General features: G+C 64.0%; 25 protein-coding genes. 10 read left to right on the top strand and 15 right to left on the bottom strand.

The genetic code is table 11. The features are described 5' to 3' along the window. Positions 1-20: 20 nt before the first annotated feature. Positions 21-278 (top strand): metal-sensing transcriptional repressor, encoded by a 258-nt coding sequence (locus EJ074_RS06570; RefSeq protein ID WP_095808859.1) that lies wholly within the window; start codon positions 21-23, stop codon positions 276-278. Between the two features lie 7 nt (positions 279-285). Further along, a complete protein-coding gene (locus tag EJ074_RS06565) occupies positions 286-1,629 on the top strand; it encodes a cation diffusion facilitator family transporter (RefSeq protein ID WP_095808860.1) in 1,344 nt (447 codons plus the stop codon). A 54-nt stretch (positions 1,630-1,683) separates the two neighbouring features. On the opposite strand, the gene EJ074_RS06560 is transcribed toward EJ074_RS06565, so the two are convergent. Next, on the bottom strand, positions 1,684-1,899 hold the full coding sequence (locus EJ074_RS06560) for a hypothetical protein (protein ID WP_095808861.1): 216 nt from the start codon (positions 1,897-1,899) through the stop codon (positions 1,684-1,686). A 149-nt stretch (positions 1,900-2,048) separates the two neighbouring features. Further along, entirely contained in the window at positions 2,049-2,411 is a 363-nt protein-coding gene (locus EJ074_RS06555) for a hypothetical protein (protein ID WP_095808862.1), read from the bottom strand. Between the two features lie 193 nt (positions 2,412-2,604). On the opposite strand from EJ074_RS06555, the gene EJ074_RS06550 reads away from it, so the two are divergent. Beyond that, a complete protein-coding gene (locus EJ074_RS06550) occupies positions 2,605-2,877 on the top strand; it encodes a PilZ domain-containing protein (protein ID WP_095808863.1) in 273 nt (90 codons plus the stop codon). Positions 2,878-2,975: 98 nt separating this feature from the next. Here EJ074_RS06550 and EJ074_RS06545 read toward each other — a convergent pair whose 3' ends face one another. The 4 genes from EJ074_RS06545 to EJ074_RS06530 all read right to left on the bottom strand — a co-directional run bounded on the left by EJ074_RS06545 (position 2,976) and on the right by EJ074_RS06530 (position 7,362). After that, positions 2,976-3,260 carry a photosystem reaction center subunit H gene (locus EJ074_RS06545; protein WP_095808864.1) on the bottom strand — a complete coding sequence of 95 codons (285 nt, stop codon included), beginning with the start codon at positions 3,258-3,260 and terminating at the stop codon, positions 2,976-2,978. Positions 3,261-3,364: 104 nt separating this feature from the next. Then, positions 3,365-3,688 carry a DUF2934 domain-containing protein gene (locus EJ074_RS06540; protein ID WP_129552851.1) on the bottom strand — a complete coding sequence of 108 codons (324 nt, stop codon included), beginning with the start codon at positions 3,686-3,688 and terminating at the stop codon, positions 3,365-3,367. 97 nt (positions 3,689-3,785) lie between these two features. After that, positions 3,786-6,224: an FAD-dependent oxidoreductase gene (locus EJ074_RS06535; protein WP_095808865.1), complete on the bottom strand. Its 2,439-nt coding sequence runs from the start codon at positions 6,222-6,224 to the stop codon at positions 3,786-3,788. Positions 6,225-6,363: 139 nt separating this feature from the next. Then, the gene (locus EJ074_RS06530; RefSeq protein ID WP_095808866.1) at positions 6,364-7,362 is read right to left on the bottom strand and encodes a L,D-transpeptidase; all 999 of its coding nucleotides are present in this window, start codon (positions 7,360-7,362) and stop codon (positions 6,364-6,366) included. 166 nt (positions 7,363-7,528) lie between these two features. Here EJ074_RS06530 and ligD point away from each other — a divergent pair, with 166 nt between their 5' ends. Further along, entirely contained in the window at positions 7,529-9,298 is a 1,770-nt protein-coding gene (gene ligD / locus EJ074_RS06525; RefSeq protein ID WP_095808867.1) for a DNA ligase D, read from the top strand. A 2-nt stretch (positions 9,299-9,300) separates the two neighbouring features. On the opposite strand, the gene EJ074_RS06520 is transcribed toward ligD, so the two are convergent. Further along, positions 9,301-10,638, bottom strand: a complete 1,338-nt coding sequence (locus EJ074_RS06520) for a phospholipase D-like domain-containing protein (RefSeq protein WP_245420626.1) — start codon at positions 10,636-10,638, stop codon at positions 9,301-9,303. A 213-nt stretch (positions 10,639-10,851) separates the two neighbouring features. On the opposite strand from EJ074_RS06520, the gene EJ074_RS06515 reads away from it, so the two are divergent. Both EJ074_RS06515 and EJ074_RS06510 read left to right on the top strand, forming a co-directional pair. Beyond that, positions 10,852-11,205, top strand: coding sequence for a DUF768 domain-containing protein (locus EJ074_RS06515; protein ID WP_165349876.1), 354 nt, complete (start codon positions 10,852-10,854; stop codon positions 11,203-11,205). Beyond that, positions 11,186-11,470 (top strand): hypothetical protein, encoded by a 285-nt coding sequence (locus tag EJ074_RS06510; protein ID WP_129552850.1) that lies wholly within the window; start codon positions 11,186-11,188, stop codon positions 11,468-11,470. The genes EJ074_RS06515 and EJ074_RS06510 overlap by 20 nt, the downstream gene beginning before the upstream one ends. A gap of 10 nt (positions 11,471-11,480) precedes the next feature. Here EJ074_RS06510 and xth read toward each other — a convergent pair whose 3' ends face one another. Then, complete coding sequence (gene xth, locus EJ074_RS06505) at positions 11,481-12,269, bottom strand: exodeoxyribonuclease III (RefSeq protein WP_095808870.1); 789 nt, start codon at positions 12,267-12,269, stop codon at positions 11,481-11,483. Between the two features lie 36 nt (positions 12,270-12,305). After that, positions 12,306-12,512 carry a DUF3606 domain-containing protein gene (locus tag EJ074_RS06500; RefSeq protein WP_129552849.1) on the bottom strand — a complete coding sequence of 69 codons (207 nt, stop codon included), beginning with the start codon at positions 12,510-12,512 and terminating at the stop codon, positions 12,306-12,308. A gap of 288 nt (positions 12,513-12,800) precedes the next feature. On the opposite strand from EJ074_RS06500, the gene EJ074_RS06495 reads away from it, so the two are divergent. Then, a complete protein-coding gene (locus EJ074_RS06495) occupies positions 12,801-13,076 on the top strand; it encodes a hypothetical protein (RefSeq protein WP_245454800.1) in 276 nt (91 codons plus the stop codon). A 197-nt stretch (positions 13,077-13,273) separates the two neighbouring features. Here the strand turns inward: EJ074_RS06495 and EJ074_RS06490 are convergent, their stop codons facing one another. The 3 genes from EJ074_RS06490 to EJ074_RS06480 form a co-directional block, all read right to left on the bottom strand. Beyond that, positions 13,274-15,202 carry an adenylate/guanylate cyclase domain-containing protein gene (locus EJ074_RS06490; RefSeq protein WP_095808952.1) on the bottom strand — a complete coding sequence of 643 codons (1,929 nt, stop codon included), beginning with the start codon at positions 15,200-15,202 and terminating at the stop codon, positions 13,274-13,276. Between the two features lie 329 nt (positions 15,203-15,531). Continuing rightward, positions 15,532-16,368: a methyltransferase domain-containing protein gene (locus EJ074_RS06485; protein ID WP_165349875.1), complete on the bottom strand. Its 837-nt coding sequence runs from the start codon at positions 16,366-16,368 to the stop codon at positions 15,532-15,534. A 187-nt stretch (positions 16,369-16,555) separates the two neighbouring features. Beyond that, positions 16,556-16,975: a VOC family protein gene (locus EJ074_RS06480; RefSeq protein WP_095808873.1), complete on the bottom strand. Its 420-nt coding sequence runs from the start codon at positions 16,973-16,975 to the stop codon at positions 16,556-16,558. A 224-nt stretch (positions 16,976-17,199) separates the two neighbouring features. Here EJ074_RS06480 and EJ074_RS06475 point away from each other — a divergent pair, with 224 nt between their 5' ends. Both EJ074_RS06475 and EJ074_RS06470 read left to right on the top strand, forming a co-directional pair. Further along, on the top strand, positions 17,200-20,574 hold the full coding sequence (locus EJ074_RS06475) for an AAA family ATPase (RefSeq protein WP_095808874.1): 3,375 nt from the start codon (positions 17,200-17,202) through the stop codon (positions 20,572-20,574). Positions 20,575-20,896: 322 nt separating this feature from the next. After that, the gene (locus EJ074_RS06470) at positions 20,897-23,101 is read left to right on the top strand and encodes an adenylate/guanylate cyclase domain-containing protein (RefSeq protein ID WP_095808953.1); all 2,205 of its coding nucleotides are present in this window, start codon (positions 20,897-20,899) and stop codon (positions 23,099-23,101) included. A gap of 66 nt (positions 23,102-23,167) precedes the next feature. Here EJ074_RS06470 and EJ074_RS06465 read toward each other — a convergent pair whose 3' ends face one another. Both EJ074_RS06465 and EJ074_RS06460 read right to left on the bottom strand, forming a co-directional pair. Continuing rightward, positions 23,168-24,034: a FecR domain-containing protein gene (locus EJ074_RS06465; protein WP_095808875.1), complete on the bottom strand. Its 867-nt coding sequence runs from the start codon at positions 24,032-24,034 to the stop codon at positions 23,168-23,170. Between the two features lie 277 nt (positions 24,035-24,311). Beyond that, positions 24,312-24,773, bottom strand: coding sequence for a phasin (locus EJ074_RS06460; protein ID WP_095808876.1), 462 nt, complete (start codon positions 24,771-24,773; stop codon positions 24,312-24,314). A gap of 292 nt (positions 24,774-25,065) precedes the next feature. Between EJ074_RS06460 and EJ074_RS06455 the strand changes: the two genes are divergently transcribed. Continuing rightward, positions 25,066-25,398 carry a hypothetical protein gene (locus tag EJ074_RS06455; protein ID WP_129552846.1) on the top strand — a complete coding sequence of 111 codons (333 nt, stop codon included), beginning with the start codon at positions 25,066-25,068 and terminating at the stop codon, positions 25,396-25,398. A 213-nt stretch (positions 25,399-25,611) separates the two neighbouring features. Here the strand turns inward: EJ074_RS06455 and EJ074_RS06450 are convergent, their stop codons facing one another. Further along, entirely contained in the window at positions 25,612-26,136 is a 525-nt protein-coding gene (locus EJ074_RS06450) for a hypothetical protein (RefSeq protein ID WP_095808878.1), read from the bottom strand. Between the last annotated feature and the right edge of the window lie 38 nt (positions 26,137-26,174).

Below are 26,174 nucleotides of genomic sequence, written 5' to 3'. Positions count from 1 at the left end.
CTGGGGGATAGGATGAAGTCATGACGATACACAGCTCCCATCCCGATATCATCGCCCGGCTCAAGCGCGCGCACGGCCATCTTGCGGCGGTGCTCACCATGTTCGAGCAGGGCCGATCCTGCCTCGATCTCGCGCAGCAGCTTCACGCCGTCGAGAGCGCGGTGAGCAATGCCAAGCGTGAACTGATCCATGACCACATGGAGCACTGCCTGGTCGACGGCGGCGAGCCGACCAGGGAAACGCTCAAGGAGCTGAAGCAGCTCACCAAATATTTGTGAGGCTGCCATGCCGAAAAAGCTTCTGGACTGGCTCGGCTTCGGCCCGCACGGCCACGACCACGGCCCACACAGCCACGGCAGCCACGGCGATGGCCATCGTGGTCCGCATGGCCACACCCACGGCGTCATCGACGCCACCATCGCGACGACCGATCGCGGCATCTGGGCGATCAAATGGTCCTTTGTCATCCTGGCGGTCACCGCCGGGCTGCAGGTCGCGGTCGTCGTGGCGTCGGGCAGCGTGGCGCTGCTCGCCGACACCATCCACAACATCGCCGACGCGACCACCGCCATACCGCTTTGGGTCGCCTTCGTGCTGGCGCGCCGCAGGCCGACCAGCACCTTCACCTACGGTCTCGGCCGCGTCGAGGATCTGGCCGGCATCGTCATTGTGCTGATCATCCTGGTCAGCGCGATTGTTGCCGGATACGAGGCGATCGACCGCCTGCTCGACCCGCGGCCGGTGCGTTTTCTCGGCTGGCTCGCCGCGGCCGGCTTCATCGGCTTTCTCGGCAACGAGGCGGTGGCGGTGCTGCGCATCCGCGTCGGCCGCCAGATCAACAGCGCCGCGCTGGTCGCCGAAGGCTATCACGCCCGCACCGACGGCCTGACCAGCCTCGCCGTCGTCATTGGCGCGATCGGCGTCTGGCTCGGCGTCCCGCTTTCGGACCCGATCATCGGCCTGCTGATCACCATCGCCATCTTCGGCATCGTCTGGCAATCGGCGCGCTCGGTGCTCACCCGCATGCTGGACGGCGTGGAACCCGGACTTGTCGGCGAGATCCACCACGCCGCCGAACATGTCGCGGGGATCGACAGGGTTGTCGAGGCGAAGGCCCGATGGCTCGGCCACAGGCTGCATATAGATGTGACGATTGCCGTCAACGACGGGCTGCTGCTGGCCGCCGCCAACAACATCGCCGCGTCGTTGAAGGTCGAGCTCTTTGCCCACATTCCCGGGCTCGCCGTGGCCACGGTCCGCTTCGTCGAGCCCCAGCCCGAAGGTGGCCATCATCACGCGCCGGACCCGTTCCTGGTCTCGGGCAAGCTCGCCAGCGGGCTGTTGGAGATCATCGACACGCCGCAGGGCGAGCGCATGCGGCTGCGCCTGTCGCGCCATGCCGAGGGCCTGCAGGCGAAGGTCGCGATCGAGCGGCCGGGCGGCGCGGTGGAGCGCCTGCCGCTGTCGCCGGTCGGCGGCGACCACCACCATCTGCAGAGCCTCGTCGCCCCGGCCGAGCCGCACGCGTTCAGCGCCAGGCTGCAGCTTGCCGCCGGCGGCGACAGCGAGGACCTGCCGTTCGCCATGTCCGAGCCGCACGGCCATCACCACGAGCATCAGCATGGATGATTGAGGCGCTGTTTGGGGCTGCCCGTCGTATCCGGCTGGTCCGTTGCAGAGGGCTTACTGGACCGGCGCGTGGGCCATGATGAACTTCAAAGCGTCGTCGTAGCTGTTGAAGTCGTCGATATTGGCGGCGAGAGGCTTGTATTCGCCGCTCACGGCCCAGACCGGCTTCTCGCCGGAAGAACTGAGCAGATAGAAAAACGCAAAGCACTTTCCATCGGCCCAGACGAAGTACAGCTCTTCGTCCCGAAAGATCTTTTTCACGGTGATCATGGATTGCGCGCGGCCACAGCGCGATGCCTTAGGTTGAGGGCCTCCTTGTAGCGCGACGCGCCGCAAGAGTCCAATCGGGCTTAGGCGACCCTGTCGGCGATCACCAGCAGGCACGTCCGCGAACAGCCGGCCTGAATGGATCGATTCACTCAGTCCAGTTTCGTCAGCCGGTGGAAATTCGCTCTGACCCGTCGGCTTGCAGGTCTGACTGCCGCAACCAAGGCTGCCTTGCCGGCGGCGCCGTTGAGCAGGGACGGGCTGCGGCCAGAAAAAATTTCCGGCCAGAACCGCAATGCGGAACGGAAAAGGGTTACCTGCGCGGCGTATAGTCCCTCAGCGCATGCGAGCGCTTTCTCGCTGATGGCGCCCGCCGCTTCCACGCCATTGGGGGCGCTGCTGCCGGCATCCAGGGCAATCATCGGCAGGCGCATCATCACTACGGCCGGGGCCAGCATAAGGTCGCTGTAGAGCGAGGCTGCGTTTCGGACGTGACGTTTCCTGCGCACCGGCATGAGGACTCCTGCTTCGAGCGATATCGCCGCTCCAATACGCGCCAGGCAGGAGTTTGTTCCTCTGTGTGCAGAAACGGGATCGGGCAGCCGGCCGCGACGGGCAATCGCTAACGGAACGGAAACGCCTCGCTGCTATCGTGTCATGTCGGGCTGAGATGCTGAGCCCGCCGAAGAGTTCCGGGATGCGTGCGACATGACCACCTTTCCCCGTATCGAGCGCCGTCTTCACTCGCGTGAATTCGTGATGAAGGAGGCCACGATCGTCACCGGCGAGGCCAGGATCAGGTGCTCCATCCGCAACCAGCACGAACACGGCGCCGAACTGCGCGTCGGCCCTCAGGTGGAACTGCCGGATCGCTTCACGCTGATCGTCCCTGACGACGACGCCGCCTATCGCGCCGTGGTGCGCTGGCGCCGCAACGAGCGCGTCGGCGTGCAGGTCTTCAGCAATTCGATCAAGAGCTGACGCGCGCAATCAGTCGTCGCGAGCCTCAAATCGGAATGCTCGCCTCCAGCTCAGTCGCGATGCTCTCTTTCGCGTCAGTCGCGATGCACTCTTTCGTTTCAGTCGCGGTGCTCCGGCATGGCCTTCAGCTGGTCCTTCGTCCAACTGGTGACGGCGTGGACGTCGCCGTCCTCGTCGCGCATGAAATCCAGCTGGCTGGCGCTGACGGCGACGGGCTTGGCGCCGATGCCGAGAAAGCCGCCGACATCGATGACGACCCGGCTGCCATGCAGGTGGTCGACGGAGCCGATCTTTTCGTCGTCGGGGCCATAGATGGTGGCGCCCTCGAGGATGTCGGGGGTGAGTTCGGCATTGGTCAGCCTGACGTGGTTGGTGTGGTCCATGGTGGTCTCCTGTGGGTTAGACAGGAGGAACCTCCCACGGCGCCGAGGGTTCCCGCGCGCTCAATGCTGTTCCCTTCGCCTGGGAGCGAACCGCGGTTGCGACGCTATAGCCTCTTCCGGGCCCTGAGGTTACGCGCCGCCTGCTCGATCGCGGCGCGGTCGTTGCCGAGCCGGTCGAGCAGCTCCTGCGCTTCCTCGCTGCTGATCCCGGTGTGCATGGCAAGCGCCTCCACGGTCAGGATGTCCGAGCTCGACAGCTCGCCGGTCTCGGGCAGCGCATCGCCCGCGGTGAGCGGCAAAGCCGCCTCGCGGTCGATCTCCGCCTCGGCCTGATGCCAGTGCCGCTCGTGGTCGCCAAGGATGCTGCCCTCGCGCTGCCAGATCTCATAGGCGCGCTGCCTGATCTTCTCGGTCCGATCGTCTTCCATGGCCTTGTCCTCCTTGCGTTGTCCATCAACGCAGGGCGAGGCGGAACGATCCGTGCCATTGCACACGGCGATCGGCTGCTTGGAGGATTTGAGGAGCTTACATGCGTGCCCGGGCCGAGGTGGGGTCGTAAGGCGAATCGGCAATGACCTCGGCGACCTTCCACTCTCCCAGCACCGCGACGTCGAGCTTCGTTCCGGGGTTGGAGAAACGCTCGGGCAGCACGGCCAGCGCCACATCGTACCCGAGCGCGTAGGCGTAGCCGCCCGAGGTTATGCGCCCGACCAGCTCGCCGCCGATGTAGAGACCCTCGGAGGCAAGCGTGCTCGCGCCGTCGGTTTCGATCTTGAGCGTGACCGAACGGCGCTGGTCGTTCCTGTCCTTGTATTTCAACACCGCCTCGCGCCCGACGAAATCGCCCTTGTCCAGGCGGATGAAGCGTTCCAGCCCGCTCTCCAGCGCGTTGAGCTCCGGGTTCATGTCGCGGTACATGGCGCGGTACGACTTCTCCAGCCTGAGCGATTCCAGCGCATGCAGCCCGACAAGCCGCATGCCGTGCTTCTCGCCCTCCGCCAGGATCGCGTCCAGCAATTGCCGCTGGTACGCCATCGGGTGGTAGAGCTCCCAGCCGAGCTCGCCTTCATAGTTCACGCGCAGCAGCCGCACGTCGCTGGCCAGAGCCACATTTCCGGTCTTGACGCCGAACCAGGGGAAGTTCGCGTTCGAAAGGTCGATCTCCGTGAGGGGTTGCAGCACTTCGCGCGCCTTGGGCCCCACGACCGTGAAGCAGCCGCGGTCGTTGGTGACATTCTTCAAGGACACGCTGCCGTCGGCGGGAAGCAGCTTCGAGAGATCGTCGAAATTCCAGCGCTCCGCCCTTGGCGTCGAGATGAGGTAGAAGCTGTCTTCGCTCAGCCGCGCCACCATGTATTCCGCCTGCACGCCGCCGCCGGCCGTCAAATGGTGCGCCAGCGTCGCCCGGCCGATCGCGGGCAGGCGGTTGGCCAGGATCCCGTCGAGCCATGAGGCCGCGCTCGGCCCCGACACCTCGAACTTGGTCATCGGCGTCATCTCGACCAGGCCGACGGCGTTGCGCACCGCCAGCACTTCCTCGGCGACAAGGTTCCCCTTCGGCGTCCAGCGCCAGCTGTACTGGTCCTTGGCCTCGACGCCGTCGCGCGCGAACCAGTTGGGCATCTCCCAGCCGTTGAGCACGCCCCAGACGGCGCCAAGCTCGGTCAGCCTGGCATAGGAGGGCGCGGTCTTCTGCGGGCGGCAGGCGGGCATGTCCTGTCCCGGATATTTCTGCTCCGCATGCGTGCCCCAGGCCTCGCGCACCTTCTCGCGCGTCCAGGCCTTGTTGGCATAGTCGCCGAAGCGGCGGGGATCGAGGTCGGAGGTGTCGAGGCTGTTGCCGCCTTCGACGATCCGCTCCGACAGGTAATAGCCGATCGCGCCGCCCCACAGGATGCCGCCGGGCACGCCCTCGGCCAGCCAGACATTGGTCAGGCCCCAGGCCGGTCCCATCAAGGGAAGCTCGTCCGGCGTCATCTGGAACGGCCCGCGGACATTGGCCTTGAGGCCCACGCGGCCCAGCGCCGGGATCAGCTCCAGCGCCTGTTCCCAATTCCACGACACCGCCTCGAAATCCTCTTCGACCAGATCGGCGCCGAACCAGGCGGGAACACCGTTCTCGGCGAACAGCTTGAGGTTTTCGGTGCGCTCATATGGCCCGAACATCAGGCCGTCGCCTTCTTCGCGCAGGTAGCCCTCGAAACCCTCGTCGCGCAGGATGGGCATTTCGGGACGCCCCTGCCGCTTGCGCTCCACCACCTCCGGCACCGCTTCGGTGATCCAGTACTGGTGCAGGATCGGGATCGCCGGAATTTCAAGCCCCAGCAGCGCGCCGGTCTGGCGCGCGTAATTGCCGGTCGCGCAGATCACGTGCTCGCAGGTGATGTCGCCCTGGTTGGTCTGCACCAGCCACTCGCCGCTCGGCGTCCGCTTGAAGCCGGTGACTTCGGTGTTGAGATAGATCTTGCTGCCGAGGTCGCGCGCGCCCTTGGCCATGGCATGCGTCACGTCGGCCGGCGCGATGTGGCCGTCATCGGGGTGATAAAGGGCGCCGAGCATATGGTCGTTGTTGAGCAGCGGGCACAACTCCCTGGCTTCCGCGGGTGTCAGCAACTGCGCCCGCGCGCCCTGGACGTCGGCCACGCTCATGTAGCTCTTGAATTCGTCGAACCGGTCCCTGGAATTGGCGATGCGCAACTGGCCGCATTTATGCCATCCGACGGGCTGTCCCGTCTCCGCCTCGAGCCTTTCGTAGATCTCGATGGTCTTCCTTACCATCCGGCCGACATTGATATTGCGCGAGTAGGACGGGACGAGGCCCGCCGCATGCCAGGTCGAGCCCGCGGTCAGCTGGGTGCGCTCGAGCAGCGCCACGTCGGTCCAGCCGCGCTTGGCCAGTCCATAGAGGATACCCGCGCCGACACACCCGCCGCCGACAATCACCACTCTCGCATGTGCTTGCATCGAGCCACCAAGTCCAGATCGTTTCCAAAAAAGCGCCGCCGAAGCTACAGGCGACGAATGAACCTGTAACGTTCTGAAAAACTAGGGGTGATGATAAACTGGGCTTATGCAGTGTTCCCGCATCGCGCCCCGCCAGCGCTCACTGCGCGGACACATCCTGCGCCGTCTCGTCCTTGAACTCGACCTTCGTGCCCGGCTTCACCATGGCCGCGAGGTCCTCAGCGTCCCAGTTGGTCAGCCGGATGCAGCCATGCGAGAAGCTGGTGCCGATCTTGCCGGGTTCGGGCGTGCCGTGGATGCCGTAGCTGTCGATGGAGAGATCGATCCAGACCGAGCCCACCGGATTGTTCGGTCCCTTGGCGATGGTGAAAGGCTCCTTGCTCTTGACGCCCTTGAAGGCGAATTTCGGATTGTAATGATAGGTCGGGTTATGCACCACCCGCTTGATCTCAGCGCCGCCGCTCGGCGCCGGTTTCTCCTCGCTGCCGATCGAGGCGGGATAAACCGCGACCGCTTTGCCTGACACGTCGAGCACGCGCACCAGCCGGGATGCCTTGTCGACCTCGACGGTCGCAATCTCCGCCGGTGGGTCGCCGCGCCCGACGTCAGGCACGACCAGGCTCGCGTCGGCCTTCCTGAAGCCGGCGCGGGGATTGAGCATGCGCAGCAATTGTTCGCTGACATGGAAACGCTCGGCCAGCCGCTCGCGGGCGTTGCGATAGCCGAGCCGCTTGAGGCGGGCCATGCGCTCCAGGCGCGTGGGAATGCGCCGGGTGAAAGGCCCGCGCACATCCTTGGCCGTGACCTCATAGGTCACCAGAACCGGCTCGGTTGAGCCCGCCGTCAGCTTGTCCCAGGTCTCCCTGGTGAGCTTGCCGTCCGAAGGCAGGCCGTTCGCCGCCTGGAAGGCCGAGACGGCCTTGGCAAAATTGTCGGAAAGCCGGCCGTCGATCAGGCCCGGTGAGAAGCGGGCGCGGTCGAGGAGGATCTGCGCCTTCAGCAGCATCGGATCGACGCCCTTCGGCTCGCCGTCGCTGAATTGCGCCTGGTTGACCGTGTCCAAGTCCAGCCTGGCGGCCTGGCTTGCGCCGCACGCGAGCACCAGCGTCACCATAAGCGTGAGAATGAGCCTGACCATCGCTGTCGATCCCGAGACAAAAACTGCAACAAGAACCTGTCTCTAAGACGCGGCACGGCCAATGTTGTTCCTGAGCCAAGTGTCCGCCAAAACATACAATTTCGCTAAAATGCCCGGAACCGACAGCTGGCGCGGGGCTTGATTAGCGATTCCTGGAGTCGCGCGTATGAGTAGCGGCAAAAGCCGGCTTTCGTTCATCGAGTTCCAGTCGCCCACCCTGGTGGAGAAAGCTCCCGAAGACGGCGAATGGCTGCACGAGATCAAATATGACGGTTACCGCACCCAGCTCATCGTCGAGGGCGGTTCGGCGCGTGCCTTCACGCGCCGCGGCTACGACTGGTCGCATCGCTACAGGAGGATCGTCGAGGCGGCGGCGCAGTTGAAGGCGGAGTCGGCGATCATCGACGGCGAAGCCGTCGTCTTGGGCGACACCGGCCTGCCCGACTACCAGGCGCTGGAGCGGGAACTGGGCAACCCGAACTCGCCGCGGCTGATCTTCTACGCCTTCGACCTCATGCACCTCGATGGCCGCGACCTTCGCCAGCAGCCGCTGGTCGAGCGCAAGGCCGCATTGGAGAAGCTGCTCTCGGACACGGCGCCGACGCTGACCTATGCCGAGCATCTGGCGGTGAGCGGCAAGGACATGTTCGAGCATGCCTGCCGGATGGGCCTGGAGGGGATCGTCTCCAAGCGCGCGGATGCCGCCTATCGCTCCGGCGTCCAGCCGAGCTGGGTCAAGGTCAAATGCATCAAGAGCGACACCTTTCCGATCGTGGCTTTCGTCGAGAAGCTCGGCGCCAAGCCGCGCCGCATCGCGTCGCTCTACATCGGCAGGCGCGACGGCGATCGCCTGCTTTATGCCGGCAAGGCCAAGAGCGGCTATACGCTTGAAGTGGCGCGGCGCGTGCGCGAACGCCTCGATCCGCTGATCGTCGGCGAGTCGCCGCTGACCGAGCCGATCATCAAGCCGAAGGCGACCTGGGTCAGGCCGGACGTGCTGGCCGAGGTGCAGTTCAGCGGCGTGACCGATCGCGGCATTCTGCGCGAAGCGGTGTTCAAGGGATTGCGCGAAGACTTGGTGTCCATCCCGCCGAAGCCGCCGGCGCCCTCCAGGCGGCGGGCGGGCCACGAGCACGGCGTCCCGCGCGAGAACATCCTGCAGTTGCTCCCCGACGCGGTCGCGCCTTCCAGGGAAGATCTCGCGCGCTACTGGGAGCGGGTTGCCGACCAGGCGCTGGTCCATCTTGCCCGGCGGCCGCTGAAACTTGTCCGCCATGCCTTCGGCGCCATCTTCTATCACAAGGGGACGCTGCCCAGCATTCCCGCCGCGGTGCACCAGCTGCGCGTGCAGAAGCGCGAAGGCGGGGAGGGCGTGCGGGTCTGGGTCGACGACCTTGCCGGCCTGCTCGGCCTCATCGAGATGGATGCCGTCGAACTCCACCCCTGGAACGCCACCGTGGACGATATCGAGCATGCGGATCGGATCGTTCTCGACCTCGATCCCGGCGAGGGCGTCGGATGGGATGAAGTGATCGAGGCCGCGCTGGCGCTGCGCGACATCATGGCGGCGGCCGGCCTGGAGAGCTGGCCCAAGCTGACCGGCGGCAAGGGCATTCACCTGATGGCGCCGCTCGGCACGAAAATGACCCACGACCGCGCCCGGCACATGGCAAGATCGCTGGCGCAATGTCTCGTCGATGCCGATCCCGAGCGTTACCTGCTGTCGGCCGATCCGGCAGCCCGAAAAGGCAGGATCTTCATCGATTATCTGCGCAACGGACGCGGCAACACGGCAGTCGGCGCCTTCTCGCCGCGGGCGCGGCCCGGCTTCCCGATCGCGCACCCTGTCGCCTGGACGCAGGTCGAGCGCGGCATCCGGCCGGACGCCTTCGCCATGGACCATCCATTCAGGGCGGCTGCCCGCAAGGCGGCGTGACATCAAAGCTGCGTGTGCAGCCTGCTGGCCAGCCAGTCCGTCACCTTTTCGGTGAAGGGACGCGCTTGCCATTCCTCGAGGCTGATCTGTCTCGACTGCCCAAGATCCCGGTTGAACAGGTCGATCTGCGTCTGCGCGAACGCCTTGCCGTAGACGTTCAGGTTGACCTCGTCGTTGAGCCGCAGCGACCGCTCGTCCAGATTGGCGGAGCCGAAGGTCGCCCAGACATCGTCCACGATCAGCAGTTTGGGATGATACATCGTCGGCTGGAACTCGTAGATCCGCACGCCGGCCTCGAGCAGTTCGCCCCAGAAGTAGCGCGAGCCCTTTCGGACGATGGGCACATCCGTCAGCGCATTGGGGACGATGACGTCGACCGCCACGCCTCTCTTCCTGGCGTCCAATATCTGCTGCAGGGCGATGTCGTCCGGGACGAAATAGGCCATCCCGATCCTGATGTGATCCTTGGCGGCAGCCATCGCGGCCAGCATCATCAGCTCCATGTTTTCGGAGCCGTTCGGCTGCGAGGCGAGGATAAGCTGGGCGCTGAGTGACCCCACCGCTTCGGGCGGCGGGTAGAATTTCTCGCCCTGCAAAGTCTCGCCCACGGTTTCCAGCCAGTTTTCGGCGAACGCGGCCTGGAAGGCGGCCACGGCCGGTCCTTCGATCTGGTAGTGCGTGTCGCGCCACTCATCCGGATTGCGCGCATCTCCCAGCCAATTGTCGGCGATGCCGACCCCGCCGGTGAAGGCGACCTTGCCGTCGGTGATGAGCAGCTTGCGATGCGTGCGGTTGTTCACCCGGTCGAGCGTGTACCAGTAGACAGGCCGATAGCGCTGGAACCGCACGCCCGCGCTCGTCATGATGTGGATCAGGTCTTCATCGAAGGGCAGGCTGCCGACCCAGTCGACAAGCACGCGCACCTCGACGCCCTCCCGCGCCTTCGCAGCCAACGAGGTGGCGAATTCGTAGCCGACAGATCCCGACCAATAGATGTAGGTTTCCATGTCGATGGTGGAGCGCGCCGCATGGATCGCGCGCAGCATCGCCGGAAAGATCTCGTCGCCATTGACCAGGGTTTGCACGGCGTTCGCATCGAACATCTGTCCTTGCGAATAGTTGGTCATGCTCTTGGCGAATTGCGCATCGGCGGCATCGAAACGGTGCGGCACGATGCTGCGCAGAACCCGCGGCTCCGGCATCAGGTTGATGACGGCCAGCGTGACCAGGCTGGCGGCAATCGCAACGGCGACATATTTGAGGATATCGAGCCCGCGGCCGAGCCTTCGTCCGATCGATTTCCTGATTGCCGATAAAGCTCCAAAGCCTCGAGGCCGCACGTTGCTCGCCCTGCGGTTAAGTCCGGTGATTTGCCAACAGCAAGAACTTTCGATCCTGATGCAGGTTCCCGGCGTCGCGTGAGATGCATGGACACGCCCGGGCGCCCGACCTTTCACCCGTCGAATTCGAGAAGCAGCGGCACGATCGACGAACCGCTGCATCCTTCGCGCGCAATCGGCGTTGAAGATGGATCAACCAGGGTGGGTTTAGCCATGGACACCGATCGAGCGCTTCCTCACGCCAGCCCGGAGACCTCCGAGGAGCCGGATATCCTCGTCAACAAGACCGCGCATTTCGTCGGCGAATGGATCGATGAGCATCTGGCGGAGGTCCCGGCTGCGCTTCCTGACGACCTGGCCGCCGAGAGCCTGGCCGATCGATGTATCGCCGACGCGGCAAGCGAAGGGATACTGCCCGAGGACATCAGCGAGGAAGTCGGCGACCTCAAGGAATACATCGCCGACACCCTGCGCGCCGAGCACGGTCCGACTGGCGCCGGCTCTGGGAACCATGGCGAGGGCCTTACGGCGCCCGAGGGAGAAACGAATGCCGAAATTCCGCTTTGAGTTCATCGAAAGCACGGCCCAGCCGGCGATCCAGGTCGAGATGGAAAGTCTTGAGGCCGCGAAGGCGGAGGCAAGGCGGGCCGCGAAGGAGGCGATGCTCGACGGGATTGTCGAAGGCATGGATCCGACTTCCTGGGTGACGAAGATCTACGACGAAGCCGGCTACCTGGTCGCCACGATCGGCTTCCAGGACCTGGTGTCCGCCGCGCCCTCTGCTGGCCAGGCGACTGAGGAAACGGAGCCAGGGGTGATCCGGTCCGGTTGAGAGGGCCTGGTCAGCCGGCCTTGCCTGGCCAGGCAAGGTCGATCCAGGCTGGGGCATGATCGCTGGGCTTCTCCCAGCCGCGCACGGCGACATCGACGCCGGCGCTTTGCAGCTTCTCCGAAAGAGCCGGGCTGGTCAGCAGGTGATCCATCCGCAGCCCGGAACTGCGGTCGTAACCGCCCCGGTAGGAGAAATTCCAGTAAGTGTAGACGCCTTTTTGGGGGTGGATCTGCCGAACCGCATCCGTCCAGCCCATGCCCAGCATGGCGGCGTAGGCCTGGCGGCTCTGCGGGAAATAGACGGCATCGCCCAGCCAGCGTGCCGGCACAACCGCATCGATCGGCGTCGGCACCACATTGTAGTCGCCGCAAAGCACGGTGTCCTGTGCGAGCAGCGTCTGGGCATAGCCTATCAGACGCTGGAACCAGCAGAGCTTGTAGTCGAATTTCGGTCCGGGCGCCGGATTGCCGTTCGGCAGGTAGATGCAGCCGATCACCAGCCCGTCGACCATGGCTTCGATGTATCGGCTGTGGGTGTCGTCCGGATCGCCGGGCAGCCCGCGCCTGCGCTCCAGCGGCTGTTTGCCCCGGGCGAGAATAGCCACCCCGTTGTAAGACTTCTGCCCGTGCCAGATGGCGCCGTAACCAGCCTGCCTGATCGCTTCGGCCGGAAACTTCTCGTCGGATGTCTTGAGTTCCTGAAGGCAGACGATGTCGTATGCGGTTTCGCCGAGCCATTTCAGCAGGACCGGCAACCGCCCGTTGACGCCGTTCACGTTGAACGTCGCGATCGTGGTCATCTTGGCGCTGGTCTGTGGGAGCTGATTGGCCGCAATCTAGCTGTCGTCCTTGTAGGTCTTGGCGGCCTCTTCGATCTTGCGCCAATCATTGCCGTAGCGCCTCACGAGCTCGCGCGCCTGCGCAGGCGACAGGTTCTGTGTCTCGACGATATGGTTCACTTCCGTCTCTTCGCCCTTCAGCGGACGCGAACGCGGTCTCTTCGGCCGGCCCGCCCGTGTCTCCTCTGCACCTCGCCTTGGCATGCATCGACCCTCCTGGTTTGGATTAACCGTCGAGAGCAAGGAAGGTTTCGGCGAGGCCAGGATCGTCGGCGGACGCTTAAGATGCGATCGCCGCCATTAACCATCAATTAACTATGCGGTCGCCTTTAATTCGATCTTGGAGGATACTGATTTCGGATGGTGAGTCGCTCCGGGGCGCGAACGAGAAAGCGCGCTTTGGCTCCGCACGAGAGCCGGATTGAAGGAAGCGACGGAACGCCGTCCTGACACGGGGAGGCGCCTGCATCGAATTCGATGAGGAGCGCCAAAATGCAGATCGAAGACGCAGTTGCAGCAGTGACAGCCGAAGCGAGCGCACTTCTGTCTTGCCTCGGCCAGCCTGTCGTCGCCTACCACGTCACCGAAATCATGAGAGAGACCGACATGGAGCACGCCCGCGAGATGCGGCTCGCCTTGGTGCGGCGAAGCATCGAGGCTCTTGTCGATGACGGCCTGGAGGACGCTGCGGCCGAACGCTTCACATCACAGTTCAGCGGCCGCGTCGGCCTGACCTGGAGACTTCTGCACGACGGCACCTCGCACTGATCCCGACCAGGTTCCTGCAACGACCTGTTTTGGGCGCGGAGCTGATATCCGCGGATGTCAGCTTTAGAGCCGTTGCCGTCGTTTTCGTCCCACCTGCCGAACGACGGGTTTGCGCCTATCTCGGCCTAGCAGACAAACCTCAGTCGTTCTTCCCTGCACCACAAGCGGACCTACTGCTTCCGGCCCCTTTTTCGGTCCTATGGCTGCCCGAGAGGCTTCGCCTCCCCCGCCTCGCATTCCGGCAGCCGCACAGGTTTGGCGAGCTCTGCCAGCGCCTCGGGCTTGGCGCAAAGCGGAAAGCCGGCGAGCGGCATTGTCTCGATGAAACGACCGCGCTCCGTCTTGCTCAAGCTGTATTCATTGACCATGCCCTCGACGGTCAGGTCCGGATACCGTTTGAGGGTTTCCCTGACCGAAGCATTCGCGTCATCGATTCGATCGAGCGCCGCAAAGGAGCTGCTACGCATCATCCACTCCCATTTGCTGTAGTTATCGGTCGTCTTGCGCTCCAGCATCTTCAAGGCGTCCTCATAGCGGCCAGCCATAAAATAGGCATTGGAGTAGAAAGCGGTTGCCCACATCGGGTAATTCGGGTCGAGCCGTATGACTTGGTCGACCAACTGAGCGCCGCGTTCGGGTTCGTCGAAGGCTGACGCAAAGCCGGAATAGAATGTCAGGATTTCGGCCGACCCCGGAGCGAGGCGGAGGGCCGTGTCCAGCTCGACCTTGGCGCGGGCGTTGTCGCCCTTGTCTTTGAGGCTCATGCCAAAAACCGCGTGCGCCTCAGCGTCGCTCGGATCGAGCCGCACCGCGCGTTCGGCTACATCGGCAGCCGCCTTGACCTCGCTCTCGGGATTGATACCGAAGCCAGCCAATATGTTATGAGCATGATAAAGTTCCACCCAGGCGCGTGCGAACTCCGGATCCAACTCGACAGCGAGGTTGAGCAGCCTAATGGCCTCCTGCTCATCCGCTACGGTAATCTTTTCAATCCTTTCGGTTCCGAGCAGATAGTAATCATAGACAGTCAAGCTGTCCGGCCGCTTGCGCTTCGCTGCAGCCCGCCCCGCTCCCTGAATCAGCCCCACGCCGTTGCCGAGACGGTTGGTGACCTGCTCGGCGATCTCGGTTTGAATGGCGAACACGTCTTCAGCGGGCCGGTCCCATCGCTCCGACCACAGATGATTGCCGGTTTTTGCATCGATCAACTGCGCGGTGATCCGCAGCCGGCCTCCCTGGCGTTGGATCGAGCCTTCCAGCACATAGCCGACGTCGAGCGCATTTGCGACCTGGCGGACATCCAGCGACTTGCCTTTGTACGCTTGCGTCGAATTGCGTGCCACGACGTCGAGTTCGGGAAACTGCGCGAGATCGGTGATTATGTCCTCGGTGAGGCCATCGGCCAGACGCCCTGTGGCGTCGTCGCCGCCAAAGTTGTTGAAGGGCAGCACTGCGACCGACGGCTTGGCACCCAGAGCAGCTGAATGAAAGAACCACCATGTCCCGCCGCCGCCCAGCAGAGCAAACAGTACGATGGCCGCCGCCGTCCCAACCCAGCCCGGCATCGCCTTGCGCAAGGTCCGGCGCGGCCGCTTGCCGTCGAGCCTCAGCCGGTACATCCGAACCGGGCGGCTGATATTCTTTACTTGTTGCTCGCCAGCGAAATCGAGGGACCAATCAAGCTTGCCTTGCAGATGGTCAAAGGCTGTGCCCGACACGATCACGCCGCCAGCATCGGCGAGTTGCTGCAATCGCGCGGCGACATTGACGCCATCGCCATAGACATCGCCGTCAACCAACGCAACGTCGCCCAGATTGACCCCGATGCGGAACACGATGCGCTCAGGCTCCGGCAGACCTTCGTTGCGCGCGGCCGCCGCACTTTGGATTTCCGCTGCGCAGGCGACTGCGTCGACCACGCTGTCGAAGACGACAAGCGCGCCATCGCCCATCAGCTTGATGAGGCGGCCATGGTGCTGGGAGATGGCGGGGTCGAACAGCTCGGCACGAACGGATTTCAACCGCTCGATGGTGCCGGCCTCATCGGCCTCCATCGCCCTTGAGTAGCCGACCATGTCGGCCGCCAGGATCGCCAGCAGCTTCCGGTTCAATGGAGGGACGATCATCATCCGGCCCCCGGACCCAATAGGGCTAAAATGGTACACCCAGCGCAGCGCCCTGACGAGTGGCCCACCAAAGGCAGGGCCATCGATTAGCCCCGGTGGTCGGAAAGGTCGCTTCTGGTGCAAAGCGGTCCGCACGAGGCTGGATACACGGGTCGGCTTTCTTGCCCAGTCATCCTGAAAGTTGACAGTCGGGTCCCGGCCACTTTTCGGCCGTTGAGGTCAGCGCTGCTGCTCACCAAAAGCGGACGTGCACGGGCAGGGCGCGTTAGTTCAAGTCCCGACCCGAAGGAGACGGTCTCCGGCAAGCCAGCTGGAATCGAGCCCAGGCATCACCGCCTTCGGGCAATAATCTCGACCGGCGCAATCAGGCCGGCTGAAATGCTTTCGCTCATGTTTCGAACCATCTGGGGCCGCCGCGCTCCCATGAGTGTCTGGACGCCCAGGACCGTCCGCCCTGTGGCCGCCTGGGCGCGCTGCCGAGCGAAATAGTCAAGCGCAACGTCACGCCGCTGGCGCTCCGACAAGATCTCGAACCCTGCCGCGGAAAGCGCGTCGCGGTACTGCTCTGGGGCGGTGATGGCGTTCGCGTCCGCCGTACTCGCCCATGGCAGCGGATAAGACAGCTCGCCGGCACCAGTGCGCATGACGTCGAAGATACCAAGACGCGCATCCGCGCGCAGGACCCGCGCAACCTCCGAAAATAGTGCGCTCTTGTCGGCAATGTTCATTCCGACGTGCAACATGTATGCGGCAGTGAACGAGCCATCTGCGAAGGGCAGCGCCAAAGCATCGCCCTGCTGCAACGAGACGCGCTCCTTAAGATGCAGCCAGCCGGAGAGGACATTGCCGGCTTCGACGTAGTCGCGGGTGAGGTCGATGCCGGTCACCTGGCAACCATACTGCGCAGCGATCTGCCGGGCCGGTCCGCCGAGGCCACAGCCGATGTCGAGCACCCGATCCCCAGCGGTGAGCGCAAGTTGCGCTGCCAGCTCTGCCGTGGCGGCGCGGCCGCCGATGTGAAACTCGTCCACCGGCGAGAGATCCTCGGCGGTGACCGTGCTTTCGGTCTTCCCCATCGCGGCAAGGCCATCGCGGATATCCGCAACGAGGCTGCTTCGCGCGTAGTGGTCAGCAACCTGTGAACGCGGCGCCGCTTCCATGATCATCGCCCCTTTTGTGCACCTTCGCGGATCACCTCTGCGCCACCGCCCGCTTCCGTCATCGCAATCGGCCATTCCCCGAACTCGGTCCGCCTGTGATAGCATTTGATCCAAGCTCTAGCCATGACGGATCACGACCCGTGCTTCACATCGCATATCGATGAGCCTCCTGATGCTTGGCGGCTCAACCGTGTCAGTCCGCCTTGTCCTCCGAAAACATTGGAGAAACGTCCATCCACATCGCGCCCACGGCATGGCCGTCGGGATCAGCGAGGTCGCGGGTGTACATAAACCCATGATCTTCGATTGGATTGATGTCGGCAGTGCCGCCGTTTGCAGCAGCTGCGGCGGCCATCGCGTCGACGGCCTCGCGGCTATCCAGGGACAGCGCCAGCATGACCTCGCTGGACGTTGATGGCGGGATCGGCCGGGTGGTCATAGTCTGCCATTTTTCACGGCTGAGCAGCATGAAGTGGATTTCATCGCTCCACACCATCCCCGCAGCTGTCTCACTGGTGAACTTGGGATTGTTCTTGAAGCCGAGAGATTCATAGAAAGCCATGGACGCCTTCACATCGGTCACCGGCAGGCTCACGAAAATCTTCTTGCTCATAGATCGTCCCTTTCGAGATGCCAGTCCAGCGAGTGGCGTCTGCTTGAAGACGGTCGACCGACTGCAACGCCGACACGGCCTCTCATTTTTTTGGATCGCCACCGCAGCGGCACGGAAGCCGAGGCTCAGCATACGTTTGATCCAAGCCGCTCATTCAAGGCCCGGTCCTAGACAGGCTCTCTCCCCTGGTGGATCATGCGTGGTAGGTAGCCAGGGGCGCCGCCATGGACGTCGGAGGTTGGCTGCGGAGGCATGGCCTCGAACAGTATGAGGCCTCCTTCCGCGAGAATAAGATCGACGGCACGGTCCTGCCGAGATTGACGGCCGAGGACTTGAAGGATCTTGGCGTCGGTTTCGTCGGACATCGTCGTAAGTTGCTCGACGCCATCGCAGCCTTGCGCGCTCAAGCAAGCGCACCAACGCCGCTGTTATCCGATGCGCCTCCGGCAGTCGACAACGCCGCGAAGGACACCGCTGAGCGCCGCCAGGTCACCGTCATGTTCTCGGACCTTGTCGGCTCGACAGCGCTCTCCGCGCAAATGGACCCCGAGGATTTGCGTGAGGTGATTGCGGCCTACCAGAGGTGCGTTGCCGAGGCCGTGCGTGGCTTTGGCGGGTTTGTGGCCAAATACATGGGCGACGGCGTGCTGGTGTATTTTGGCTATCCGAAGGCGCACGAGGAGGACGCGGAGCGAGCCGTGCGAGCGGGGCTGGCGGTCGTTGATGCGATCGCAAGGCTGGCGACCCCGGCACAAGGGGCGCTTGCGGTACGCGTCGGCATCGCGACGGGGCTGGTGGTGGTGGGCGATCTCATCGGCGAAGGGGCGGCGCAGGAGGAAGCGGTGGTCGGCGAGTCGCCGAACCTGGCGGCGCGGCTCCAAGCTTTGGCGGCGCCCGGCCAGATCGTGATCCCGCTTGCGACGCGCCGACTGCTCGGCGGGCTGTTCGAGTTCGACGACCTGGGCCTGCACGACCTGAAAGGGTTCGACGCCCCGATCCGCGCGTGGCGCGTGCTTCGCGAGAGCGCCGCCGAGACCCGGTTTGAAGCGCGCGCGACGGGTAGCCTCGCCCCCACAGTTGGGCGCGAGGACGAGCTTGCTCTGCTCGCGGAACTGTGGAGCAAGGCCGCTTCCGGGAAGGGGCAGGTGATCCTGCTCTCCGGCGAGCCCGGCATCGGCAAGTCGCACCTGGTTCAGGCGCTCCGCGAGCGTCTGCGGGACCGGCCGCACATCCGCATACGTTGCCAGTGCTCGCCGTTCCACGCAAATAGCGCCCTCCGCCCGTCGATTGTTCAGCTAACCCGCGCGGCTGGCTTCCACCCAGACGATTCGCCGAGCGTAAAACTCGACAAGCTGGAGCGCCTCCTGGCGCGGTCCGCGGACACCGTCCCGGACGACGCCCCCTTGTTGTCGGCGCTTCTTTCGCTCCCGGCCGGCAGCCGTTATGCACCCCTGAACCTCAGTCCTCAGCGCCGCAAGGAACTGACTCTCGAGGCTCTGGCCCGGCAGCTTATCGGTTTGGCGGCCCGCCAGCCCGTGCTGATGGTTTTCGAGGATATCCACTGGATCGATCCGACTTCGCTCGAGCTTCTCGAGCGATTGGTCCCGCAGATTCCGCGCCTTGCAGTATTGGCGATCTTCAGTTTCCGCCCTGGATTCGACCCGCGTTGGATCGGCCACCCGCAGGTCACCTCGCTCGCGCTGAATCGCTTGAGCCGCCGGCAGGGCGCGGCCCTGGTGGGGCGGTTGACCGGGGGCAAGGCGCTGCCGGGCGGGTTGCTCGAGCAGATGGTGGCCAAGACAGACGGCGTGCCCCTGTTCCTCGAGGAGGTGACCAAGGCCGTCATTGAATCTGGCGTGTTGACCGATGAAGGCGACCGTTACGCCCTCTCGGGTCCGCTGCCACCGTTGGCGATCCCTGCAACCCTGCAGGATTCTCTGGTGGCGCGGCTCGATCGGCTGATGACGCCGGCGCGGGAGGTCGCGCAGATTGGCGCCGCCATCGGCCGCGAATTCTCTTATGATTTGCTGGCGGCGGTGGCGCAGCGCGAGGAACGGGAACTACAGGACGCCCTCGACCAACTGATCGGCGCCGAACTCGTGATCGCGCGCGGTCGGCCGCCGCACGCGACATGCATGTTCAAGCACGCATTGGTGGGAGATGCCGCCTATGCCACCTTGCTGCGCAGTCGCCGCCAGCAGTTGCACACCCGGATCGCCCACGCGCTCGAGCAGCATTTCGGCGAGGTCGTCGAACACGAGCCCGAGATCGTGGCTCAGCACTACACGGCTGCGGGCCTCTCACTTCAGGCTATCGGCTATTGGCAGCGCGCGGGAGAGAGCGCCAACGACCGTTCGGCCAACGATGAGGCCCAAAACCATCTGCAGAAAGCGCTGAACTTGATCGAAACGCTCCCTGCAGGCCCCGAGCGCCAGCGGCGCGAACTCGCAGCGCTAACGGTGCTGGGCCGCGTGCTCACCGCCAAGAATGGCTACGCAAATGCCGAGGTCGAGCGGGTCTATTCTCGCGCGCGCCGCCTTTGCGAGCTGATGCCGGAAGATGCGGCTGTCTTCCCGGTTCTGCTCGGCCTGGCCATCTACTCGGCCACGGGCGCCAAACTCACGTCGGCGCACGAGCTGAGCGGACGGCTTCTCGACCTTGCTCTGCAGAGTAACGATCCCGTGTGGGTGGTCGAAGCCCATTATGCTCGGGGGGTCAGCTCTTCTTGGCGCGGCGACTTCAGGGAGGCACGCAAACATCTGGAACTGGGCTCCGAAGCTTATCGCCCACAGCGACACCGGGCTCATCTCGCCCTCTACGGCCAGGATCCCGGACCGATTTGCCTATGTCGTGGGTCAGCAGTGCTTTGGCACCTCGGCTACCCCGACCAGGCGCTGACCCGGATGGAGGACGCCCTTGTCTTGGCCGAGCGATTGGCGCACCCCTTCAGCCGCGCTTACGTGCTGGTATGGGCAGCGTGGTTACGAATATTCCGACGCGAGGTGGCCGAAGCCGAGGAGCAGAACGAGCGTGGGCTCACCTTCGCGACCGAGCAGGCGTATCCCTTCTGGGTTGCCATGGCCGCCCAGCAGAAGGGATGGCTCTCGGCGAAGCAGGGCCATAAGGAGCGGGCGATCGCCCAAATCGAGGACGGCCTGGCCCGGATGCAAGCCGTCGGAACGCAAGTGACGCAGGCTTACACGATGGGATTGCTGGGGGAGGTGCTCGGGAGTGTCAATCGCGCGTCTGACGGCGTGCGCCTGATCGATCGGGCTCTCGACCAGGTGAACCGGACCGGCGAGCAGTGGTGCGATGCCGAATTGCTGCGGCTCCGAGGGGCGATATGCGCTGCCGCGGAACCAAGCGACTGGCACGAGGCTGAAATCTCGTTCCGCCAAGCAATTCAACGGTCACGTCAGCAAGGCGCCAAATCCTGGGAGCTCCGCGCCGCCACATCGCTTGCGCGCCTTTTGGCCGAACAAGGCAAGCGCGCCGAGGCGCATGACCTGCTCGCGCCGACCTACGGCTGGTTCACCGAGGGCTTCGACACGCTCGATTTGAAAGAGGCCAAGACCTTGCTCGACAAGCTGGGAGCATGATGACGTACATGCCAGCCATTCCCAGCCCCCGAAAGTGACACGGCAGCCTTGCGCCTCGAGGCGGTCGCTATTCATCGACGGACGCGCGTCCAGATGCGCGGTGAAGTCTGGAATCATGTTCCTTCGCCCTCGGCTGTCGACCATGTCGAGCCGGTTTTTGGCGGCGCAAATCGCCAGCGCTGGACGGCGCTGCTGCGTTGGGCGGTAAGGTTGGCGATTGCACATTTGCCGGGAACGATGCAGCCTAGCCTTGGGGGCTCGAAAAGCTGCCTCCCGGAGCGGGGCCATGCAGGAAGGATACGCGGCACGGCTACTGGTGCTTGTGACACGCGCCCAGTTTGCCGGCGTCATCCTGGGTTTGTCGCTGGTCGCGGCGCTTACCATTGTCCGGGCGCGCGACCCGCAGCCGTTGAGACTCGCCCGCGAAGCGACGTTCGACCAGTATCAGAGGCTGGCACCTCGCAGCTTCGAGTCGATGCCCGTCCGTGTGGTCGACGTCGACGAGGCGTCGTTGCAGAAGTTCGGGCAGTGGCCGTGGCCCAGGGATCGCATGGCGGCCCTGGTCGAGAAACTGACCGAGCTCGGTGCGGCGGCCATCGCATTCGACATCCTGTTCGCCGAGCCCGACCGTCTGTCGCCTCGCCGCGTTGTGCGCGACGTGCCAGGCATCGATCCGGCCTTGCTCGAGCGCCTGCCCGACAACGACGAAATCTTCGCCCGCTCGATCGCCGGCAAGCCGGTTATCCTGGGCTACGGCATCTCCAACGAAGGGAACTATCGGCCGCAAGTGAAGGCCGGCATTGCCTTTACCGGCGAGAGCCCGGTCGATGCTCCTCCCCATATCAGGGCAGCCACACCGCTGCGGCCGCAGCTTGAGGCCAATGCCGCCGGCATCGGACATATCAGCCTCAATCCGGGCAGATCGACCGCCGTGGTCAGGGCAGCCCCACTCTTCCTGAGTGATGGCGAGCAGCTTTATCCCGATCTTGCCCTGGAAGCCATAAGGGTGGCGCAGGGCGCCTCCACCTACCTCATTGCCGGTGCGCCGGATCGGCAGGGCATAATGACCTCCGTCAAGATCGGCGACTTCGTCATCCCGGTGACCTCGGCCGGCGAACTCTGGCTCTATGTCAGTCCCGACCGGGCGGAACGGTATGTTTCCGCCAAGGACGTGCTCGCACCCGACGGCGTCTCGCCCGAAACAAGGGCCGCGATCGAGGGCAGCATCGTGTTTGTCGGCACCTCCGCCGCCGGCCTGCAGGATATTCGTGTCACGGCGCTCGGCGAGAACGTGCCGGGCGTCTCTATCCACGCCCAGATCGTCGAGCAGGTGCTGTCCGGCCACTATCTGTCGCGGCCCGACTGGGCGAACGGGCTGGAAATCGCGTCCATCGCGACGCTGGGCAGCCTTCTGGTGGCTCTCACGATTTTCGTAAGCCCCGCGATCGCGCTCGCCTGCGGCCTGGCGATCACGGGCCTTGCGCTCGTCGCATCATGGCTTGCCTTTTCGCTTGCGGGACAGCTGTTCGACCCGTTTGCGCCGATCGTCATGGGCACGATCACGCATTTCGCGACAACCTCCTTCCGCTTCCTGGTGACTGACCGGGAGCGGCGCGCGATCCGGCGGGCCTTCGGGCAATATTTGTCGCCATCGCTTCTCTACCGCATCGAACATACGCGCAACGCGCTTCGTCTTGGCGGAGACGACCGCGAACTGACCGTTATGTTCGTCGATGTGCGAAACTTCACCGAGATCAGCGAGACACTGCCGCCAACCGCGGTCGTGCGGTTTCTGAACACGCTTCTCGACGCGCTCAGCCGTCATGTCACCGCCAACGAAGGCACGCTCGACAAGTTCATCGGCGATTCGATCATGGCCTTCTGGAATGCCCCGATCGATGTCGCGGATCATCCTGCCAAGGCCGTTCGCGCGGCATTGGCCATGCGTGAGACGATTGCTCGCCTCAATGAAAGCGATGCATTCGGCTTCGGGCCAGGGCAGACGGTTCGCGTCGGCATCGGAATCCATACCGGCATCGCCTGCGTCGGGAACATGGGTGCGGAGTCGCGCTTCAACTATTCCGCTGTTGGCGACGCGGTGAACACCGCGGCGCGCATCGAGACGGCGTGCAAGACGGTGAATTTCGACATCCTCGCGTCCGACGACACGGCACGATCGCTGACAGGCTGGGCCCTGCTCGAAGCGGGATCGCTGGAGCTCAAGGGAAAAAGCGCGAGGACCAGAATCAATGCCGTCGTCGGCGATGAACATGTTGCGTCGTCGCCGGATTTTGCGGAATTGCGGCTTGTCCACGGCAAGCTCCTCGAGGCGCTGCATTCGCGCTCTCCGGGCAGCCGAAAGATCATAGCGGCGGCCAAAGCCAAGGCCGCGGGCTTGCCGGCAGGCCTGCAGGACTTCTATGCCCGGATAGCGCGCAGACCGGGTGACTTTCTCGCCCAGGGGGCGGGAACGGCGGTGGAAGCGAATGCCGGCTATGCGGAGCAACAATTCGGCTCCGGTTCCTGACCGTCGCATACCAAGGAAAGGAGCGGCGATCTGCTGCTGCTGCCGTCGCCGCCGCCGGCCTTTGCCCTATTTTTTCCCAGGGCCCTCGGATTTTCCGGGATTGCTCGGATCATGCTTACCCGGATCATTGCCATGGCCGTTGTTGCCGTCATCCGCAGGCGGGTCCGGCGGGTCCGGCGGGCTTGGTGGATCGGGCGTGCCAGGACTGGGTGGACTGGCCGCCGGTGCGTGCGGCTCCGCCTTGTCCTGCTGAATGGCGGCGGCAAGCCCGCAACTTCCGCCGATCCCGGCAAAGGTTCCCGAAAGCTGCTGGGTACCGGTTAGAAACGGCAACGCCCGCGGGGTGCCGAGTGTGGTGAGCACAGATCGATTGACCTTGATAACGTCGGTCATTGCGCCTGAAGGCGTGGCGACCACGCAATCGCAGCGCCGCTTCAGTTCCCTGCATCCGCCGCCGCTGCAGAATTTGGCCGACCCTTTCAGGAGCACGACGGCGGTCTTGCCGTTGGGCGCGACGTGGACATCGAATGCGGTTCCCCGCACGCCTATCGTGCCTGCAGGCGTCACGATCCGGTAGGCGGATGAAGGCGAGCTTCCGCTTATCCAGCGAAACGTTCCCTTGGCAGCGCGGATGGTGAGGGTTTTCACCGACTTCTCATCGTTGAAAACGTACTTGTCGATGACGACGGAAGAACCCCAGCCTACCGCCAGCTTGGTGCCATCCAGGAACACGAATTGGCCAAGCCCGGTGTTGGAGGTCCTGATGCGCTCGTCCCGATGAACGGGCGCGCTGACCACCAGCGGTCCGGTTGCGCCGGTAACGGAAGTCTTGATCAGGACTGCCTGGCCCACTGCTTCGGCGGCCATCGTCGGTGTTGCATTGTTGAGAGTCGCGGCAAGCGCGGCAATGGCAGCCCACCTCAAGGACGGCATGGCATCCTCCCGAAACGCCCTTATTAGCACATGCTTGCATGGCTGTCCCTGCGGAGGCATACCTCAAATGGAGTAGAACATGGCTCTTTGGTCAGGAGCACTCGAAGCACGCATTGGAGCGCCGACGCATCGAGCCTCTTGTCGATGACGGCCCGGAGGGCGGCGCCGCCGAACGTTTCGCATCACAAACCCAACCGAACGGAAGAAGACCGGCGCCGGTCTTTTTTGGTGCGGCGAGCGGAGGATACAGGCCTCCGCTCGCGGATGGCCTGAGCGGTCAAGCCGCCTTGAGGTCCCTCAAGACCTTCTCGAAAGCATCCTTGATCGGCTTCGACACGTCCTCGGCAGCTCTCAGCATCAAGGCCTGCAAGGTTTTGGCCTGCTCGATGGAGGTTTCGATCTGCTTGTTGAGGAAGGCGGACTGCAGTTCCAGGAACTCGGAGGGTGATTTCGCGGCAACCAGTGCTTCGAGATGTGTGAAGCCGGCTTCGGTATTGGCTCGCAGAGCGGCAATCGTCTTCAGCGACACCTCGTTGCGGCTTGTCTTGGCCAGCTCAAAGCTCGACTCAAGCGCCTTCTGAGTGGTCTCGGCGTCCGATTGCAATTTGGAAAAGGCCTCCTTCGCCTGCTCGACGCCCTGTTCGGCGACGGCGCGAACCTGCTCGGTGGCCTTGGACGGATCGAAGCTGACGGATTCGACGTTCTCGATCGTTTCGGTCTTGCCGGTGGTCTTGGACATTTTTTCATCCTCTCCCAGAGAGTGGCCTCAAAACAAAGCCCCCTCCTTCATGGTACGAAACCACCGCAACGGATTTGTGAAGCTGACATGAATTTGTCGTCGGCGATGCAGGATCGGTCTGACGCACGTCAGGCTCTGGGTGGCATTGCATGAGCCCATCCTGCATCATGTAGGTGGTTGAGCGTCGCTTGCGCGCCGCGTTGGCCATTCGCAGGCCAATGGCATTTCCGAAGAAACGCTAATATACATCATGGTTCGAGCGAGCAGCGCCTCTGCCTACTCGAGGGATGCCATGCGAAGGTTCATCTTCACGGCCATGTGCATTGCCGCCGCGACAGGCGCGAACGCCCATGACTGGTACGAAAACAAGGTCGATCCGATAACGCATTTCAAGTGCTGCGGCGGGACTGATTGCCGCCCCATACCTCAGTCTTCGGTGCAGTCCAGGATCGACGGCGGCTACAACTATCTGCCCGATGGTTTCCACATCCCGCGTGAGCGTGTGCAGGAATCGCCGGACGAGCAGTATCATATCTGCGAGAACACCTACGTCATAACCAATCAGCCATATCTGCGCTGCTTCTTCGCGCCGCGGCTCAAGATGTCTCGACTGCTCTCGCGATAAGACAATAGAAGCGACCGGGCTCTATCTCGACCACAGCAGCCGCCGCGACGCCAGCGCCAGGCCGAGCCCGGCGGACGGCCCCGCCGCGCTGCGGGAAATACACGACGCTTCGCCGCGGTGAACGCCTTCGCTCGATCTTGCGTCTTGTCGCCGCCCTTCAGCATGGTTGCGGATTTCAGATCTGCAGCGTCGGCTTGCATCGCCAGCCGATGCTCACCGCTCCGGAACCACGGCCCACAGCGTCCTGGCAAAGCCGCGCTTGTCGAGCGGCCACGTCTCGCCGGTCACCACTGCCTTGCCGCCTTGACATTTGTAGGAGTAGACGGCGTCGTGCCCCGTCGCGAAGGCCGGCACGACGTCGTCGTTCGGATTGGCCTTGCAGAAGGCGTCCGCGCCGGGATTGTCGCGCGCCGCGTTCATCCTGGCGCAGGGCAGGTTGGCGCCGACGACGCAGACCAGGACCTTGCCGTCCATGCAGCGATAGTTGGCCTGCGTCTGCAGCTGCGACTCGTCCGGCGTGGTCCTGGCGTCGGGCATGAGCTTTTTGAGCGCCTTGAGCGTGCCGTCGTAAAGCTCGTGCGAATAGGGCCGGATCGTATCGTCATTCCGCAGCTCGCGGCACAGTCGATAGAGGTCCGCGCTGTTGGCTGCATTGCCAGAGGCGATGATGGCGAAGACGCCCAGGGCCGGCGGCAGCACCGTCGCGAAACCGATCGTCCAAAAGCGCAACGCCCGCATATGCGACCTCCTCGGAGGCCCCGCGTCGAAGTTTTCCG

This window comes from Mesorhizobium sp. M3A.F.Ca.ET.080.04.2.1, assembly GCF_003952525.1.
GTDB lineage: Bacteria > Pseudomonadota > Alphaproteobacteria > Rhizobiales > Rhizobiaceae > Mesorhizobium.
Note: the sequence above shows the minus strand (reverse complement) of the source record. Positions and strands in the feature narration are given on the sequence as shown.

Excerpts from the sequence above, each read along its gene's own strand:
- EJ074_RS06450 (WP_095808878.1), bottom strand. The coding sequence starts at position 26,136 with ATGCGGGCGTTGCGCTTTTGGACGATCGGTTTCGCGACGGTGCTGCCG.
- EJ074_RS06540 (WP_129552851.1), bottom strand. The coding sequence starts at position 3,688 with ATGGAAGACGATCGGACCGAGAAGATCAGGCAGCGCGCCTATGAGATC.
- EJ074_RS06490 (WP_095808952.1), bottom strand. The coding sequence starts at position 15,202 with ATGATCGTCCCTCCATTGAACCGGAAGCTGCTGGCGATCCTGGCGGCC.
- EJ074_RS06545 (WP_095808864.1), bottom strand. The coding sequence starts at position 3,260 with ATGGACCACACCAACCACGTCAGGCTGACCAATGCCGAACTCACCCCC.
- EJ074_RS06500 (WP_129552849.1), bottom strand. The coding sequence starts at position 12,512 with ATGCCAAGGCGAGGTGCAGAGGAGACACGGGCGGGCCGGCCGAAGAGA.
- EJ074_RS06480 (WP_095808873.1), bottom strand. The coding sequence starts at position 16,975 with ATGAGCAAGAAGATTTTCGTGAGCCTGCCGGTGACCGATGTGAAGGCG.
- EJ074_RS06570 (WP_095808859.1), top strand. The coding sequence starts at position 21 with ATGACGATACACAGCTCCCATCCCGATATCATCGCCCGGCTCAAGCGC.
- EJ074_RS06555 (WP_095808862.1), bottom strand. The coding sequence starts at position 2,411 with ATGCCGGTGCGCAGGAAACGTCACGTCCGAAACGCAGCCTCGCTCTAC.
- EJ074_RS06560 (WP_095808861.1), bottom strand. The coding sequence starts at position 1,899 with ATGATCACCGTGAAAAAGATCTTTCGGGACGAAGAGCTGTACTTCGTC.
- EJ074_RS06530 (WP_095808866.1), bottom strand. The coding sequence starts at position 7,362 with ATGGTCAGGCTCATTCTCACGCTTATGGTGACGCTGGTGCTCGCGTGC.
- EJ074_RS06535 (WP_095808865.1), bottom strand. The coding sequence starts at position 6,224 with ATGCAAGCACATGCGAGAGTGGTGATTGTCGGCGGCGGGTGTGTCGGC.
- EJ074_RS06460 (WP_095808876.1), bottom strand. The coding sequence starts at position 24,773 with ATGTCCAAGACCACCGGCAAGACCGAAACGATCGAGAACGTCGAATCC.
- EJ074_RS06485 (WP_165349875.1), bottom strand. The coding sequence starts at position 16,368 with ATGATCATGGAAGCGGCGCCGCGTTCACAGGTTGCTGACCACTACGCG.
- EJ074_RS06515 (WP_165349876.1), top strand. The coding sequence starts at position 10,852 with ATGGACACCGATCGAGCGCTTCCTCACGCCAGCCCGGAGACCTCCGAG.
- EJ074_RS06550 (WP_095808863.1), top strand. The coding sequence starts at position 2,605 with ATGACCACCTTTCCCCGTATCGAGCGCCGTCTTCACTCGCGTGAATTC.
- ligD (WP_095808867.1), top strand. The coding sequence starts at position 7,529 with ATGAGTAGCGGCAAAAGCCGGCTTTCGTTCATCGAGTTCCAGTCGCCC.
- EJ074_RS06565 (WP_095808860.1), top strand. The coding sequence starts at position 286 with ATGCCGAAAAAGCTTCTGGACTGGCTCGGCTTCGGCCCGCACGGCCAC.
- EJ074_RS06495 (WP_245454800.1), top strand. The coding sequence starts at position 12,801 with ATGCAGATCGAAGACGCAGTTGCAGCAGTGACAGCCGAAGCGAGCGCA.
- EJ074_RS06465 (WP_095808875.1), bottom strand. The coding sequence starts at position 24,034 with ATGCCGTCCTTGAGGTGGGCTGCCATTGCCGCGCTTGCCGCGACTCTC.
- xth (WP_095808870.1), bottom strand. The coding sequence starts at position 12,269 with ATGACCACGATCGCGACGTTCAACGTGAACGGCGTCAACGGGCGGTTG.
- EJ074_RS06510 (WP_129552850.1), top strand. The coding sequence starts at position 11,186 with ATGCCGAAATTCCGCTTTGAGTTCATCGAAAGCACGGCCCAGCCGGCG.
- EJ074_RS06475 (WP_095808874.1), top strand. The coding sequence starts at position 17,200 with ATGGACGTCGGAGGTTGGCTGCGGAGGCATGGCCTCGAACAGTATGAG.
- EJ074_RS06455 (WP_129552846.1), top strand. The coding sequence starts at position 25,066 with ATGCGAAGGTTCATCTTCACGGCCATGTGCATTGCCGCCGCGACAGGC.